Annotated in this window: 15 protein-coding genes and 1 rRNA gene; 15 read left to right on the forward strand and 1 reads right to left on the reverse strand. The window is 37.2% G+C overall.

Going from position 1 to position 13,536, the window contains the following annotated elements; translation table 11 throughout:
* From rrf to rsmI, 13 genes are all read left to right on the forward strand, one after another.
* Nucleotides 1-93: ribosomal RNA gene (rrf, locus tag ACIPKN_RS24560) — 5S ribosomal RNA — on the forward strand; the annotation flags it as partial.
* Nucleotides 94-201: 108 nt separating this feature from the next.
* Nucleotides 202-639, forward strand: a complete 438-nt coding sequence (locus tag ACIPKN_RS24565) for an SRPBCC domain-containing protein (protein ID WP_400941277.1) — start codon at nucleotides 202-204, stop codon at nucleotides 637-639.
* Nucleotides 640-949: 310 nt separating this feature from the next.
* Nucleotides 950-1,486 carry an HXXEE domain-containing protein gene (locus ACIPKN_RS24570; protein ID WP_400941279.1) on the forward strand — a complete coding sequence of 179 codons (537 nt, stop codon included), beginning with the start codon at nucleotides 950-952 and terminating at the stop codon, nucleotides 1,484-1,486.
* Nucleotides 1,487-1,576: 90 nt separating this feature from the next.
* Nucleotides 1,577-3,001, forward strand: coding sequence for an aminotransferase class I/II-fold pyridoxal phosphate-dependent enzyme (locus tag ACIPKN_RS24575; RefSeq protein WP_400941281.1), 1,425 nt, complete (start codon nucleotides 1,577-1,579; stop codon nucleotides 2,999-3,001).
* Between the two features lie 17 nt (nucleotides 3,002-3,018).
* Complete coding sequence (gene tmk, locus ACIPKN_RS24580) at nucleotides 3,019-3,648, forward strand: dTMP kinase (protein ID WP_400941283.1); 630 nt, start codon at nucleotides 3,019-3,021, stop codon at nucleotides 3,646-3,648.
* A gap of 287 nt (nucleotides 3,649-3,935) precedes the next feature.
* Nucleotides 3,936-4,265 carry a cyclic-di-AMP receptor gene (locus ACIPKN_RS24585; RefSeq protein WP_049667342.1) on the forward strand — a complete coding sequence of 110 codons (330 nt, stop codon included), beginning with the start codon at nucleotides 3,936-3,938 and terminating at the stop codon, nucleotides 4,263-4,265.
* A gap of 68 nt (nucleotides 4,266-4,333) precedes the next feature.
* Nucleotides 4,334-4,774 carry a YaaR family protein gene (locus ACIPKN_RS24590; RefSeq protein ID WP_132364275.1) on the forward strand — a complete coding sequence of 147 codons (441 nt, stop codon included), beginning with the start codon at nucleotides 4,334-4,336 and terminating at the stop codon, nucleotides 4,772-4,774.
* A gap of 181 nt (nucleotides 4,775-4,955) precedes the next feature.
* Nucleotides 4,956-5,960: a DNA polymerase III subunit delta' gene (holB, locus tag ACIPKN_RS24595; protein WP_400941285.1), complete on the forward strand. Its 1,005-nt coding sequence runs from the start codon at nucleotides 4,956-4,958 to the stop codon at nucleotides 5,958-5,960.
* Nucleotides 5,953-6,768 (forward strand): PSP1 domain-containing protein, encoded by an 816-nt coding sequence (locus ACIPKN_RS24600; RefSeq protein WP_400941287.1) that lies wholly within the window; start codon nucleotides 5,953-5,955, stop codon nucleotides 6,766-6,768. Before holB ends, ACIPKN_RS24600 begins: the two co-directional genes overlap by 8 nt.
* Before the next feature lie 27 nt (nucleotides 6,769-6,795).
* Nucleotides 6,796-7,152: a DNA replication initiation control protein YabA gene (gene yabA, locus ACIPKN_RS24605; protein ID WP_400941289.1), complete on the forward strand. Its 357-nt coding sequence runs from the start codon at nucleotides 6,796-6,798 to the stop codon at nucleotides 7,150-7,152.
* Nucleotides 7,153-7,215: 63 nt separating this feature from the next.
* Complete coding sequence (locus tag ACIPKN_RS24610) at nucleotides 7,216-7,965, forward strand: tRNA1(Val) (adenine(37)-N6)-methyltransferase (protein ID WP_400941291.1); 750 nt, start codon at nucleotides 7,216-7,218, stop codon at nucleotides 7,963-7,965.
* Nucleotides 7,949-8,212 (forward strand): GIY-YIG nuclease family protein, encoded by a 264-nt coding sequence (locus tag ACIPKN_RS24615; RefSeq protein WP_142510476.1) that lies wholly within the window; start codon nucleotides 7,949-7,951, stop codon nucleotides 8,210-8,212. Before ACIPKN_RS24610 ends, ACIPKN_RS24615 begins: the two co-directional genes overlap by 17 nt.
* Nucleotides 8,209-9,081, forward strand: a complete 873-nt coding sequence (gene rsmI, locus ACIPKN_RS24620) for a 16S rRNA (cytidine(1402)-2'-O)-methyltransferase (protein WP_400941295.1) — start codon at nucleotides 8,209-8,211, stop codon at nucleotides 9,079-9,081. The genes ACIPKN_RS24615 and rsmI overlap by 4 nt, the downstream gene beginning before the upstream one ends.
* 619 nt (nucleotides 9,082-9,700) lie before the next feature.
* On the opposite strand, the gene ACIPKN_RS24625 is transcribed toward rsmI, so the two are convergent.
* Nucleotides 9,701-9,979, reverse strand: a complete 279-nt coding sequence (locus tag ACIPKN_RS24625) for a transition state genes transcriptional regulator AbrB (protein WP_004229214.1) — start codon at nucleotides 9,977-9,979, stop codon at nucleotides 9,701-9,703.
* A 506-nt stretch (nucleotides 9,980-10,485) separates the two neighbouring features.
* On the opposite strand from ACIPKN_RS24625, the gene metG reads away from it, so the two are divergent.
* The gene (gene metG / locus ACIPKN_RS24630) at nucleotides 10,486-12,462 is read left to right on the forward strand and encodes a methionine--tRNA ligase (RefSeq protein WP_400941297.1); all 1,977 of its coding nucleotides are present in this window, start codon (nucleotides 10,486-10,488) and stop codon (nucleotides 12,460-12,462) included.
* Nucleotides 12,463-12,716: 254 nt separating this feature from the next.
* A complete protein-coding gene (locus tag ACIPKN_RS24635; protein ID WP_400941299.1) occupies nucleotides 12,717-13,487 on the forward strand; it encodes a TatD family hydrolase in 771 nt (256 codons plus the stop codon).
* The last annotated feature ends 49 nt before the right edge of the window (nucleotides 13,488-13,536 follow it).

The raw sequence follows: 13,536 nt of genomic DNA on the forward strand, positions 1-13,536 counted from the left end.
CACACCCGTTCCCATACCGAACACGGAAGTTAAGCTCTTTAGCGCCGATGGTAGTTGGGGGCTTCCCCCTGTGAGAGTAGGACGTCGCTAGGCACAAAGTAGCCACTGAGAAATCAGTGGTTTTTTATTGTTTAAAAAACGCAGTATTAAACCCCTAAAAAATGTTAGAATTTAATTGAACAAATAAAGGGGTGAGTTGAAATGGCAACAGGGTTATATAGTGAAAATATTCAAATTGAGAAAGCAAAGCTACAAGCGTTTATTCAAAATAAGGAGCAATGGGCTGTACTAATACCCGGTTATTTACATCATGAATTTCCAAATGAACAAAATATGATTTGGGTATTTAAAGGGGACTTTGGCATTATCCAAAAAGCTGTAAAGGTTGAGCTTGAGGACAAGGAATCGAACCCTAATCAAGTTATGTTTGATTTGGTAGGCTTATCAGACCCGATAAACGGTGATGGTTATTTTGAAATTACACAAGATCAGGATGGTACATGTCAGTTAATAGGCAATTTAACAATGAAGGCAAGTGGTTTCTTAGCAGGGATGATGAATCCGGTTTTAGAGAAGTTTGTACCACAATTAGTTGAACAGCTAGTACAAGAGATGGCGGTAAAGGCTAGTATGTTGTAGAGAAATTAGAGTTAAGTACATTTTAAAATAGTTTTACTGTTAAACGTAGAATATCATGTAATATAAAAGAAAGTTGCTATTAGGTGCAATGATCCTTTTATGGTTCATCACCAAAAGTTGTGGATGACATTGTTAATACGTGTGCAGTTGATATAAGTTGATTGGAGTGAAGATTGGGCGACTCCTCTGGCATTAATGTCACAGAGAGTTCCTGCAGCGAAGTGGCTTATCGGACGCCCCGAAAAAGCGCCCAATCGGAAACGGAAATCACTTTATGATGAGGAGCTTTGGGGGAAAAGGAGGAACCATCATGGAACAATGGGTAGGTATCCAAACACTTATTTGGTTATTTCCTATTATGTTTATTCTTCATGATTTTGAAGAGATTATTATGGTTGAAAAGTGGCTAAATAAGAATTCTACTATTTTGTACGAAAGATTGCCGAAAAAAATTGCTGATCGAATTATGAAACAGTTTTCGATGTCGACAGCGCAGTTTGCGGTAGCAGTCATCGTAATATTCACGTTTGTAAGTAGTTCCACTTTTGTAGCAAATCAGTATGTGAATCATGGGCCATATGGAGAAATCTACTTTTTTACTGTTGTTACGCTAACCTACTTTCTACATGCGTTCACTCACCTTACACAGTCTATTTTTCTTCGTTCCATTACACCCGGTGCACTCACATCTTTGATAATCGTTATTCCATACAGTTTAGTTTTGTATCATTCGTTATTAGTCAATAAAGTCATAACATGGAACATTATTTTTGTATGCTTACCATTTTGTCTTTTATTGATACCTATTGCATTACTAGCACATTGGATCGGGAAAAAGGTTATATGAATTTCACTTTATTTATATCCAATCAGCAAATGTTTTCGTACCGTAAGTGTTATAATTAACTGAGAATATAACGGAAATGGGTGTATTGTTTTGCAAAAGAAAAGGCCGATTGTAGAAGGATTAGAGCGCTTTCGACAACAACAAAATATTTCCTTTCATGTCCCAGGGCATAAGCATGGAGCACTCTCCCATCTTCCTCAGCCATTTAAAGATGTAATGCGATATGACGTGACAGAATTATCAGGACTTGATGACTTACATCACCCAGAGGAAATGATATTAGAGGCGGAAAATTTGTTAGCAGATACATATGGGGCGATGAAAAGTTTCTTTTTAGTAGGGGGATCTACTATTGGAAACTTAGCGATGATTTATGCCACATGTAAAAAAGGGGATAAGATTATTGTCCAACGTAATGCACATAAGTCTATATTTCACGCAATAGAGCTTGTTGGAGCAAAACCTGTATTTGTTTCCCCGCTTTGGGATGAACGTACATTAACTGCAACACATGTTTCTTATAAAGATTTAAAAGATGCAGTTGATAATTATCCGGGGGCCCGTGCTGTCGTTTTAACGTATCCTACTTATTATGGTATGGCATCTCAAGAAATGCAGCAGCAGATTGCGTATTGTCATGAGAAGGGTATTCCTGTTTTAGTGGATGAAGCACATGGAGCCCATTTTAGTGCATGTACTTTATTTCAACCATCAGCATTGACATTTGGTGCAGATATAGTAGTACAATCTGCACATAAAACATTGCCTGCTATGACAATGGCATCCTTTATGCATGTTAATTCTGATTTAATCGATGTCGACAAAATAAATCACTATTTACGTATGTTACAATCTAGCAGCCCATCCTATCTTTTATTGGCTTCATTAGATGATGCACGCAATTATATACAGACATATATGGAGAGTGACGGTGCATATATAATAGAAAAAAGAGATCAATGGGTAGAGGCATTACAAGCTATTGGCTCTTTGGAAGTTATTGAGGTAGACGACCCTATAAAATTATTGTTACGTGTTAATGGCTATAGCGGTTTTCAATTACAAGAGGCATTAGAAGCAAAGCATGTATATGCAGAACTAGCAGATGCAAATCAAGTGTTGCTTGTGCTACCTTTATTGAAACAGGGACATAACTATCCATTTGCAGAAATACGTGTTCGTATTAAGGACGCTATAACATTGTTAGTAAGTACACCAAAGGCAGAAATAATAACAGCTTCACAAACAGCTTATAATTTTGTAGCTATTACGGAACCAGCCTACACATTTGATGAAATTGATAAGGCGGAAAAAGAATGGTTACCGTATATGCGAACAATAGGACATATCTCTGCTAATATGATTATTCCTTATCCACCAGGCATTCCATTGCTTGTTCCAGGAGAAAAAATAACAGTAGCAAAGCTAAGTCAGCTGGAGGAATTACTGGCTTGTGGTGCAACGTTCCAAGGAAATCACCGTTTAGAAGAAAAGATAATTGAGATCATTAAATAGTTGGAGGCAATAACAGCATGAATTGCAATTTATTTATTACATTTGAAGGTCCAGAGGGTGCCGGAAAAACAACAGTTATTCAAAAAATAGCCGAGCGACTTGCAGAGGAAAATATTGATGTATTAGCAACGAGAGAACCTGGTGGTATTGAAATTGCTGAGAAAATTAGGAGCATTATTTTAAACCCAGAACATACAGCCATGGATGAGCGTACAGAAGCATTATTATACGCAGCAGCGAGAAGTCAGCACTTTTTTGAAAAAGTACGACCTGCGTTGGATGCTAGTAAAACTGTTATTTGCGATCGATTTATCGATTCTTCATTAGCATATCAAGGATATGCGCGTGGTATCGGCGTTGATGAAGTATTATCTATTAATGAGTTTGCAATCGGTAAGATGTTACCTGATATGACAATATTATTTGACCTTGCACCAGAGGTTGGCTTGGCACGCATTCATGCTCATGGAGAGCGAGAAGTAAATCGCTTAGATGTTGAAAGTTTAGCTTTTCATAAGAAGGTTCGGGAAGGATATTTACAGTTAGTGGAGCGTTACCCTGAGCGTATACATGTCGTCAATGCGGATCAAAATATTGAGCGTGTTGTTGAAGATGTATGGTCATTAATATATGAAGCAATACAGTAAATGCATGAAGTTGTCTACCACAATGTGATATAATGGTAACATCTATAATCATTCAGCAAATGTTTTCTGCGCGAAAGCGAAGCGACAATAGCTGAATGCGGATATTGTTCCTATTCAGGAGATATCCAAACACCTACTGAAATAGAGGAACTCTGGCGTATACCATGGAATCGGAAAGGAGTACTTTGTGCAAGTACGAATCCGAATCCGAACACAATTATGCCTTGGCATAATTGAAAAGGTAATAAAGTTTATTTAGATGAATTTTATCAAAGGGGTGAGTGCGAATGAAGTTAGTCGTAGCTGTAGTGCAAGATCAGGATAGCAGCCGCTTATCGAATGCTTTAACGAAAAATCAGTTTCGTGCAACTAAGTTAGCAAGCACAGGAGGATTTTTACGCTCTGGAAATACGACGTTTCTTATTGGGACGGAAGACTCTCTCATACCCAAAGTTTTAGATATTATTCGTGATAATTGTCGAGCGCGAGAACAAATGGTTGCTCCTGTTTCGCCATTAGGCGGGAATACAGATTCCTATATACCGTATCCTGTAGAGGTAGAGGTAGGAGGAGCGACAGTTTTTGTATTACCAATTGAACAGTTTCATCATTTTTAAATCAATGCCACGTTAAATGAGAAATACAACACATTATATATATTTGATAGCAAGTGGGGGCGAACAGCTTGAAGATCAATCAAGATATACGTGTCGGGTTAAATACTAATCGTAAAGAGCCGCTGCATAACAATAATCAAAATAACCGATTTGGAGATATGGTCGTCAAGCAAGGAACCAAATTACAGACTGAACAGCTTACACGATTGCTAGGGGATATTTCTACAGCAGGTGATCGTGTTGCAAGATCACGTAATTTACGAGAACTTGCTCGTTTTAAAATGCTTGTTAAACGATTTCTACAAGAAACGGTAGAGCATGGTATGGATTTAAAGCAATCACATACTTGGAATCGTTTTGGTGAAGGAAGACGCTTGAAAATAATCGAAACTATTGATACGCGTCTTGTAGAACTTGCACAAGATATTTTAGATGAAGAAAAGGAAGCAATTGACCTTCTTGATAAAATCGGTGAGATTAAAGGCTTATTAATTAATTTGTATATGTAAAACCCGTGTCTCGTTCTCTTGTAGGCGCGGGCTTTTTTCGAATCTATTCAGCAGCCAAATTTATTTGTTGAATGACATAAAACCAATCTATCTGCTCTAAAGCCACAGATATTTATGTACTAAAATTGAGCAATAGGAAACAATTATGCTAAAAGTGTAGTTTAGGAAGGAATTTAAATATATGGCCAAGAATGTTGAAGAGCTATTCACACTACAGCCAGTTGTAATGAAGCAGCTTCAAACGATTTTTGACAAAAATAGATTAGCGCATGCATACATTTTTGATGGCGAAAAAGGGACAGGCAAAATAGATATTATGCAGTTTTTTGTCAAATTAATGCTATGTGAGCAACCAAAGCAAAATGTTCCATGTGAAACATGTCGAAATTGCAGACGTGTTGATTCGGGTAATCATCCAAATATTCATCAAATTTATCCAGAAGGTCAATTTATAAAAATTGATCAAATACGTGAATTAATTGCAGAAATGAAGATGATGGGTGTGGAAGAGGGACGTAAAATTTATGTACTTCATCATGCAGATCGTCTCAATATTGCATCTGCAAACATGATACTTAAATTTTTAGAGGAACCAGAGGGTGAAGTAACTGCAATTTTGTTAACGGAGCAAATGCAGTCAATTTTACCAACGATTCGTTCTCGCTGCCAGCACATTAAATTTCAAAAAATGCCTCGACACATATTGTTAAAGCATTTGCAAGATAACAACATTTCTTATTCGATGGCTTCTACAGTGAGCATGATGACGAACGAACTCGAAACAGCTATGATTTTAGCAAATGATGAGCAGTTTGCACATGCTCGAAAAACAGTGTTAAAATTAGTAGAGGCAATTCGCCAGAATGTACATGAGGCAATGCTTGTTGTACATGAAGAATGGTTGCCACTGTTTAAAGAAAAAGGCGAGATGGAGCAGGCATTAGATTTACTACTATTTGCTTACCGTGATATAGTGTCAATAAAAGCTAATCCCGAAGCAACTTGTACTTACCCAGACATGTTACAAACATTTAAAGAAGCTGCGCTACATTCGACTTATGAACGTCTATCTAGTCAAATGGAGTCAATTTTACAGGCACGTTCATCTTTACAACGTAACATGAATAGGACGTTAATGATGGAGCAGTTAATGCTAAATCTGCAGGAGGGATATACATTTGTATAATGTAGTGGGAGTCCGTTTTAAAAAAGCGGGTAAAATATATTACTTTGATCCAGCATCATATCTACTTGAGGACAGCCAATATGTCATTGTAGAGACAGCTCGCGGTGTAGAATATGGTAAAGTAGTTGTCCCCCAAAAGGTTGTTGGGGATAATGATGTTGTATTACCACTTAAACAAGTTCTACGACCAGCGGATGAACGTGATCGTATCCAAGTAGAGGAAAATGCAGCCGAATCAAAGCACGCATTTGAACTAGCAAGCGCAAAAATCATTGAGCATAATTTAGAAATGAAGCTCGTTGATGTTGAATATACATTTGATCGTAATAAAATCATCTTTTATTTTACGGCTGAAGGACGCGTTGATTTCAGAGATCTTGTAAAAGATTTAGCTTCAGTTTTTAGAACACGTATCGAACTTCGTCAAATTGGTGTTCGTGATGAGGCGAAGTTGTTAGGTGGAATTGGCCCTTGTGGCCGGATGCTTTGCTGCTCAACGTTTTTAGGAGATTTTGAGCCGGTTTCTATTAAAATGGCTAAAGATCAAAACTTATCTTTAAATCCATCCAAAATTTCAGGTCTTTGCGGTCGTTTAATGTGCTGCTTAAAGTATGAAAATGATGAGTATGAGGAAGCAAAAGAGGGCATGCCAGACGTTGGTGATATGACGATGACACCAGATGGCCGCGGTAAAGTTGTAGGTTTAAATGTACTAGAAAGACTCATTCAAGTATATTTACAAGAGCAGGAGCGCACAGCCGAGTATACATTAGAAGAACTGCTAGCATGCGAAAAAAATCTTATTTAAGATAGAGGATTGGACGAGGTGGCTTGGGTGAAGGACCGTAATTTCTTAGATACCGTTATGGAGTTCGAACAACAGCTCGAAGCAATGCAGGAGCAATTTAGTGCATTGAAACAATTTGTAGCGTTAATGATGGAGGAGCATAAGGCACTCGAAACAGAAAATCAACACCTTCGTACACGTCTAGAAGAACTACTTTCTAATGAAAACTCTGTACAAGTTTCTGATGAGAAGAAAGAGAATCCGTTAGATATTGGCGAAGGTTATGATAATCTAGCACGTTTATACCAAGAAGGCTTCCATGTTTGTCATGTTCATTTCGGAAGTTCCCGTAAAGGTGAAGACTGTCTGTTTTGTCTATCATTTTTAAATAAACAAAATGTGTAATAGAAGGCTGATTCCCACTATAGTGGTGTCAGTCTTTTGTTTTGTATAGTAGGAGGAAGAAAAATGGAAAATTGGTTGAAGGGTGATGAACGATTAGACTATTTATTAGCTGAGAATTTGCGTATTATTCAAAGTTCCTCCGTCTTTTCGTTTTCATTGGATGCAGTGCTACTTTCTAAATTTGTCAATGTCCCATATCATAAAGGGAAAATTGTTGATTTGTGCTCAGGCAATGGTGTTATCCCACTTTTTCTAAGCGCCAGAACGAAGGGACATATTACAGGAGTAGAAATTCAACCACGTTTATTTGATATGGCTGAGCGAAGTATCAGTTACAATAAGTTAGAAGAACAAATTCATATGGTCCTTGGTGATGTGAAGGAAATTCCTAAGGAGCTTGGTATTGAAAAATATGATGTTGTAACCTGTAATCCACCATATTTTTTAGCACATGAAGCTAGTGATAAAAATTTAAGTGAGCATTACGCTATTGCACGTCATGAACTATATTTAACGTTAGAGGAAGCAATACAATCAGCAAGCAAATTATTAAAGCAAGGCGGAAAGGCAGCTTTTGTTCATCGTCCTGGTCGGTTACTAGATATTGTTACGGCAATGCGCGCAAATCGTTTAGAGCCTAAACGTATGCAACTTATTTACCCAAAAGAAGGTAAGGAAGCCAATACACTATTAATAGAAGGAATTAAAGACGGTAAGCCCGATCTGAAAATATTACCGCCCTTGTATGTTTATAATGCGAATAATGAATATACAGCAGAAGTGAGAGAAATCCTTTATGGAAAAGAGCAATAGCCATTATTTTTATGTGTTAGAGTGTGCCGATCAATCCTTTTACGCTGGCTACACGAATAATGTAGACAGGCGTGTTGATGTGCATAATGCTGGTAAGGGAGCAAAATATACGAGAGCACGAGGTCCAGTGGAATGTATTTATGTAGAGGAATTCGATACAAAACAAGAAGCAATGCGTGCAGAATACGCTTTTAAACAGCTAACACGAAAGCAAAAAATGAAATATATAGGGAGGGATGACGCATGAAATCTCAGAAAAGTACAATGCACGGTCATACAGGTTGTTTATATTTAGTGGCAACGCCTATTGGTAACCTAGAGGATATGAGTGTACGTGCGTTACGTATTTTAAAGGAAGCAGATATTATTGCTGCCGAGGATACACGTAATACAAAGAAACTATGCAACTACTTTGATATAGAAACACCACTGATCAGCTATCATGAGCATAATTTAGAGGTAGGGGGAGAAAAGCTATTAGCCTTCTTACGTGAAGGAAAAACAGTCGCATTAGTTAGTGATGCTGGTCTACCTTGTATTTCCGATCCTGGTGCAGATATAGTCGAAAAAGCAATTGATCAAGACTTTCCAGTTGTGCCGGTACCAGGTCCCAATGCTGCAATATCAGCATTAATCGCTTCTGGATTAACACCGCAGCCATTTTTCTTTTATGGATTTTTAAATCGAGGAAAAAAGGATCGTCGACAGCAATTAGAGCAACTAAAAAAACGTCAGGAAACTATATTGTTTTATGAGGCTCCTCATCGTTTAAAGGACACTTTAAAAGATATGGAATCCATTCTTGGTAATCGTCGAATCGTATTAGCTCGTGAGTTAACTAAAAAATTCGAAGAGTTTTTACGTGGTACGTTGGCTGAAGCAGTGGAATGGTCACAAACAGAGGGAATTCGAGGGGAATTTTGTATTGTCCTTGAAGGAAACGAGAATGCCGTGGAAGAAATAAACGAAGAAGCCTATTGGATGACAATGTCTGTCGTTGAACATGTCGATTATATTATTAATGATACAGGCATTACATCAAAAGAAGCTATAAAGGAAGTAGCAAAACTACGTCAAGTAGCTAAGCGAGAAGTCTATAATGAATACCATAGTTAATGGAAAGAAAGAGGTTGCCTTAATAGGGCGACCTCTTTTTTGTATATCTATTGAAATGGAGGCTACTCACCAATAGTCTTCGGAATGATATTTGTTAAAACATGCCATGTGAGGCTGGGCGACTCCTTGGGGATTAGCAATAGAGGAGCGGAGGCTAAAACCATCACGTCCTGTGATAATGCCTTCGTGACCAACATCGTAATGGACGAGACCCTGGAGCGAGCAACACGAGTGATGTGGCTATCGGACGTCCCCAGGAAGCTTTGCTTTGCGCGAAAGTGATGCGTCAGTCACAAAAGCGTCAGCAACAAATGTTTTAACTGTGCGAAAGCGCAGTGTAGCGAAGCGTCAGCAACAACAAAGCGCCTAGCCGGAACGGAAATCAACCCCACATTATTAGAGATGAGTCTATAAATCATATAAATTGATAATAATTGTAAAAAATAGTATCCTTATTCATAAAAGGTCTGACATGGACATTATAAGGGACTCAAAAATTGGGCATATTATAGTTATCTTCTATTGAATGAAGATAACGCCTGTGAACCCAATTAAGCCAAGGCGAAATTGATAAAAAAACACCTAAATCACAGTGCTTGATTTAGGTGAGTATATCAAATTATTTTTTTAAGTTAGATTGGATTTCTTTCACTAACATTTCTGCGCCTTCAGGGCTTAAAATTAATTTGCCTCCAACTAGACGGAAGTTATCATCAGAAACTTCACCAGTTACAGCACATGTCATGTTTGGCATATATTTTTTTAAGATGATTTTGTCATCATCCACATAGATTTCTAAAGCATCTTTTTCTGCAATACCTAATGTACGGCGAAGTTCGATAGGAATTACTACACGTCCTAATTCATCGACTTTACGAACGATTCCTGTTGATTTCATAATTATTTTTCCTCCTAATGTTAAAAAGTTATATTGGTATTTCGTCAAATTTCGACATAATTTCCTTGTCTGATAGTTATCATACCAAGTAATGCCATAAACGTCAATTAATTAATGCACTAAGATTATTGTTTTTAAAAAAATTTTTGAGGAGAAAACAGATATTTTGGTTATTTTAAAAGGTTTTTATTATATATTTTAATTTCTAGTAAAAAAGCTTCTCATTTAAGACATTAAATGGATTGATTCTATCATTCGACATTTTTCGCGTCCGGCATCGCCTTTGTGCTTAGGCCTGCGTGATGCAGGTCAGTTAGCCGTTATCGCATGGATGCGATGGTTTTAGGTTAACTTCCTATATAAGAGCTCCTTTCCGATTCCGTGATATCCGCCGAGGCTTTAACTTCTCTGGAGCGAGTGTTTGAATACCCGCTGAAAGAAGTTGAAACGAATTTCGTACTTAGTTAGAATAGATAGTATACTGTGAAACAATGGAGGCAGTTCTTGTGAGCGAACAAAACAAAACATTCTATATAACAACCCCTATTTATTACCCAAGCGGGAAATTCCATATCGGTACAGCGTATACAACTGTAGCATCAGATACAATTGCACGTTATAAACGTTTACGTGGTTATGATGTACGTTTTTTAACTGGAATGGATGAGCATGGGCAAAAAATTCAAGAAAAAGCTGCAGAAGCGGGTAAACATCCCCAACAATACGTGAATGAAATTGCAGATGCTGCAAAAAAGCTTTGGGCATTAATGGACATTTCATACGATGACTTTATTCAAACGACGCAAGAGCGTCATACGAAAACTGTCGAAAAGATTTTCCAAAAGTTTTTAGATAATGGTGATATTTATAAAGGTGAGTATGAAGGGTCGTACTGTACACCATGTGAATCATTCTTTACGGAGACACAATTAGTAGAAGGTAACTGCCCAGACTGTGGTCGTCCAGTACACAAAGTTAAAGAGGAATCCTACTTCTTTAATATGAAGAAATACGCAGATCGTCTATTAGCTTATTATGAAGAAAACATTGATTTCATTGAGCCTGAATCTCGAAAAAATGAAATGATTAATAACTTCATTAAACCGGGGTTAGAAGATTTATCTGTATCAAGAACTTCATTTGATTGGGGCATCAAAGTTCCTGGAGATCCTAAACATGTCATTTATGTATGGGTAGATGCCTTAACTAACTATATCACGTCATTAGGTTATCTTTCAGAAGATGAAACATTATTCAATAAATATTGGCCGGCAGATGTACATGTAGTTGGTAAAGATATCGTTCGATTCCATACTATTTATTGGCCAATTTTCTTAATGGCACTAGATTTACCACTTCCGAAAAAAATATTTGCCCATGGTTTTATAATGATGAAAGACGGTAAAATGTCTAAATCAAAGGGCAATGTTATTTATCCTGAAATGTTAATAGAACGTTATGGGTTAGATGCGACACGATATTTTCTATTACGTGAGTTACCATTCGGATCTGATGGTGTATTTTCGCCAGAATCTTTTGTTGAACGTACAAACTTCGACTTAGCAAATGATTTAGGCAATTTATTGAATCGTACTATTTCAATGATAAATAAATATTTCGACGGCATGATTCCAACTGAAAGTCTTCAGTCGACAGAATTTGATGCGGCTTTAAAAGAACAAGCTGAATCGGTACGTATTAAATATGAAGAAAGTATGGAAAAAATGCAGTTTAGTGTCGTATTAGCAGATGTATGGACACTTGTTTCAAGAACGAATAAATATATAGATGAAACTCAACCGTGGGTACTAGCAAAAGAGGAATCAGATAAGCCAAAATTAGGAGCTGTTATGCGAAATTTGGCGGAGAGTTTACACCAAATTGCTGTCATGTTACAACCATTTATGACATCTACTCCCAAACGGATGATTGAACAATTAGGTTTGGATGACAAATTCTTAGCATGGGAAACAATTGAAACATTCGGCAATACTATTCCAGTAAACATTAAAGTGGTAGAAAAAGGTATTCCGATTTTCCCTCGTTTAGAGAGTGAAGTTGAAATTGCGTATATTCGTGAAGAAATGCGAGGCTCAGTGAAAACTCCACAAGTGGAAGAAACAAAAAATGAGCAAAAAGACGCAGAAGTTCCAGAAATTCCTGAAATTACTATCGATGATTTTATGAAAGTTGATTTACGAGTAGCTACTGTAACAGCGTGTGAAACGATTCCGAAGGCAGACAAATTATTAAAGCTTCAAGTGGATCTTGGATATGAGCAACGACAAGTAGTTTCAGGTATTGCAAAGTTTTATTCTCCAGAAGAATTAATTGGTCAAAAAGTGATTGTAGTCACTAACTTAAAGCCGGTTAAATTACGCGGTGAATTATCACAAGGAATGATTCTAGCTGGTGAAAAAGATGGGATTTTAAAATTAGCATCGGTTGATCCGAAACTAGAGAACGGCGCAAAAGTAAAGTAATAAATTTTGAGGAAGGCCTGCTGAATGTAAAAAGTTCAGCAGGCTTTTAAAATCCGTTTCGAAAAGGAGTAGTTTATTATCTTGAAATAATTTATGCACACTATTCATTGGGTTTTTTTAGGTATATAGTAATAGGTGTGGTGTCTGAGGTTGTGAGTAATGTTATAAAACAAAATTGTTTGTAACATAATTGTAACACTGACGAAAAATATGAAATAATAATTTTTAATAAAATCTATGTTAGGAGAATGACGATGTTCATTGATACACATGTACACTTAAATGCAGATCAGTATGAAGAAGACTTACAAGAGGTTATAGATAGAGCTCTTGAAGCCAAAGTAGAAACAATGGTTGTTGTTGGTTTCGACCGCAAAACTATAGAAAAAACAATGCAACTGGTTGAACAGTATGATTTTGTTTATGGTGTCATTGGTTGGCACCCTGTTGACGCCATTGATTGTACAGAAGAGGATTTAAACTGGATTGAGGAATTGGCAGCACATCCGAAAATAGTAGGTATTGGTGAAACTGGATTGGATTACTATTGGGATAAATCCCCGAAAGATGTTCAACAAGCGCTTTTCCGCAAGCAAATTCATTTAGCGCAAAAGCTGAATTTACCAATTATTATTCATAACAGGGATGCTACTGGAGATGTTGTACAAATTTTACGTGAAGAAAACGCGGCTTCCGTGGGAGGCGTTATGCATTGTTATAGTGGCAGTGTGGAAACCGCACAAGAATGTATTGCTATGAATTTTATGATTAGTCTTGGTGGGCCGGTGACATTTAAAAATGCACGAATGCCGAAAGAAGTGGCGACAGAAATACCTTTAGAACATTTGATGATTGAAACTGATGCACCGTATTTAGCACCTCACCCATACCGAGGAAAACGTAATGAGCCAGCTTTAGTGCCATTAGTTGCAGAAGAAATTGCCCGTTTAAAAGGATTAACAATTGAGGAAATTGCACAAGTAACGACAGCCAATGCGAAAATTTTTTTTAGGATTGACAATTAACTAGCTGAGATGCCTCCAATACTGGGTTTGTGGTTGGCTAAAAAGGTAA

Origin of the sequence: Lysinibacillus sp. NPDC086135, assembly GCF_044746345.1 — a bacterium.
Taxonomy (GTDB): Bacteria; Bacillota; Bacilli; order Bacillales_A; family Planococcaceae; genus Lysinibacillus.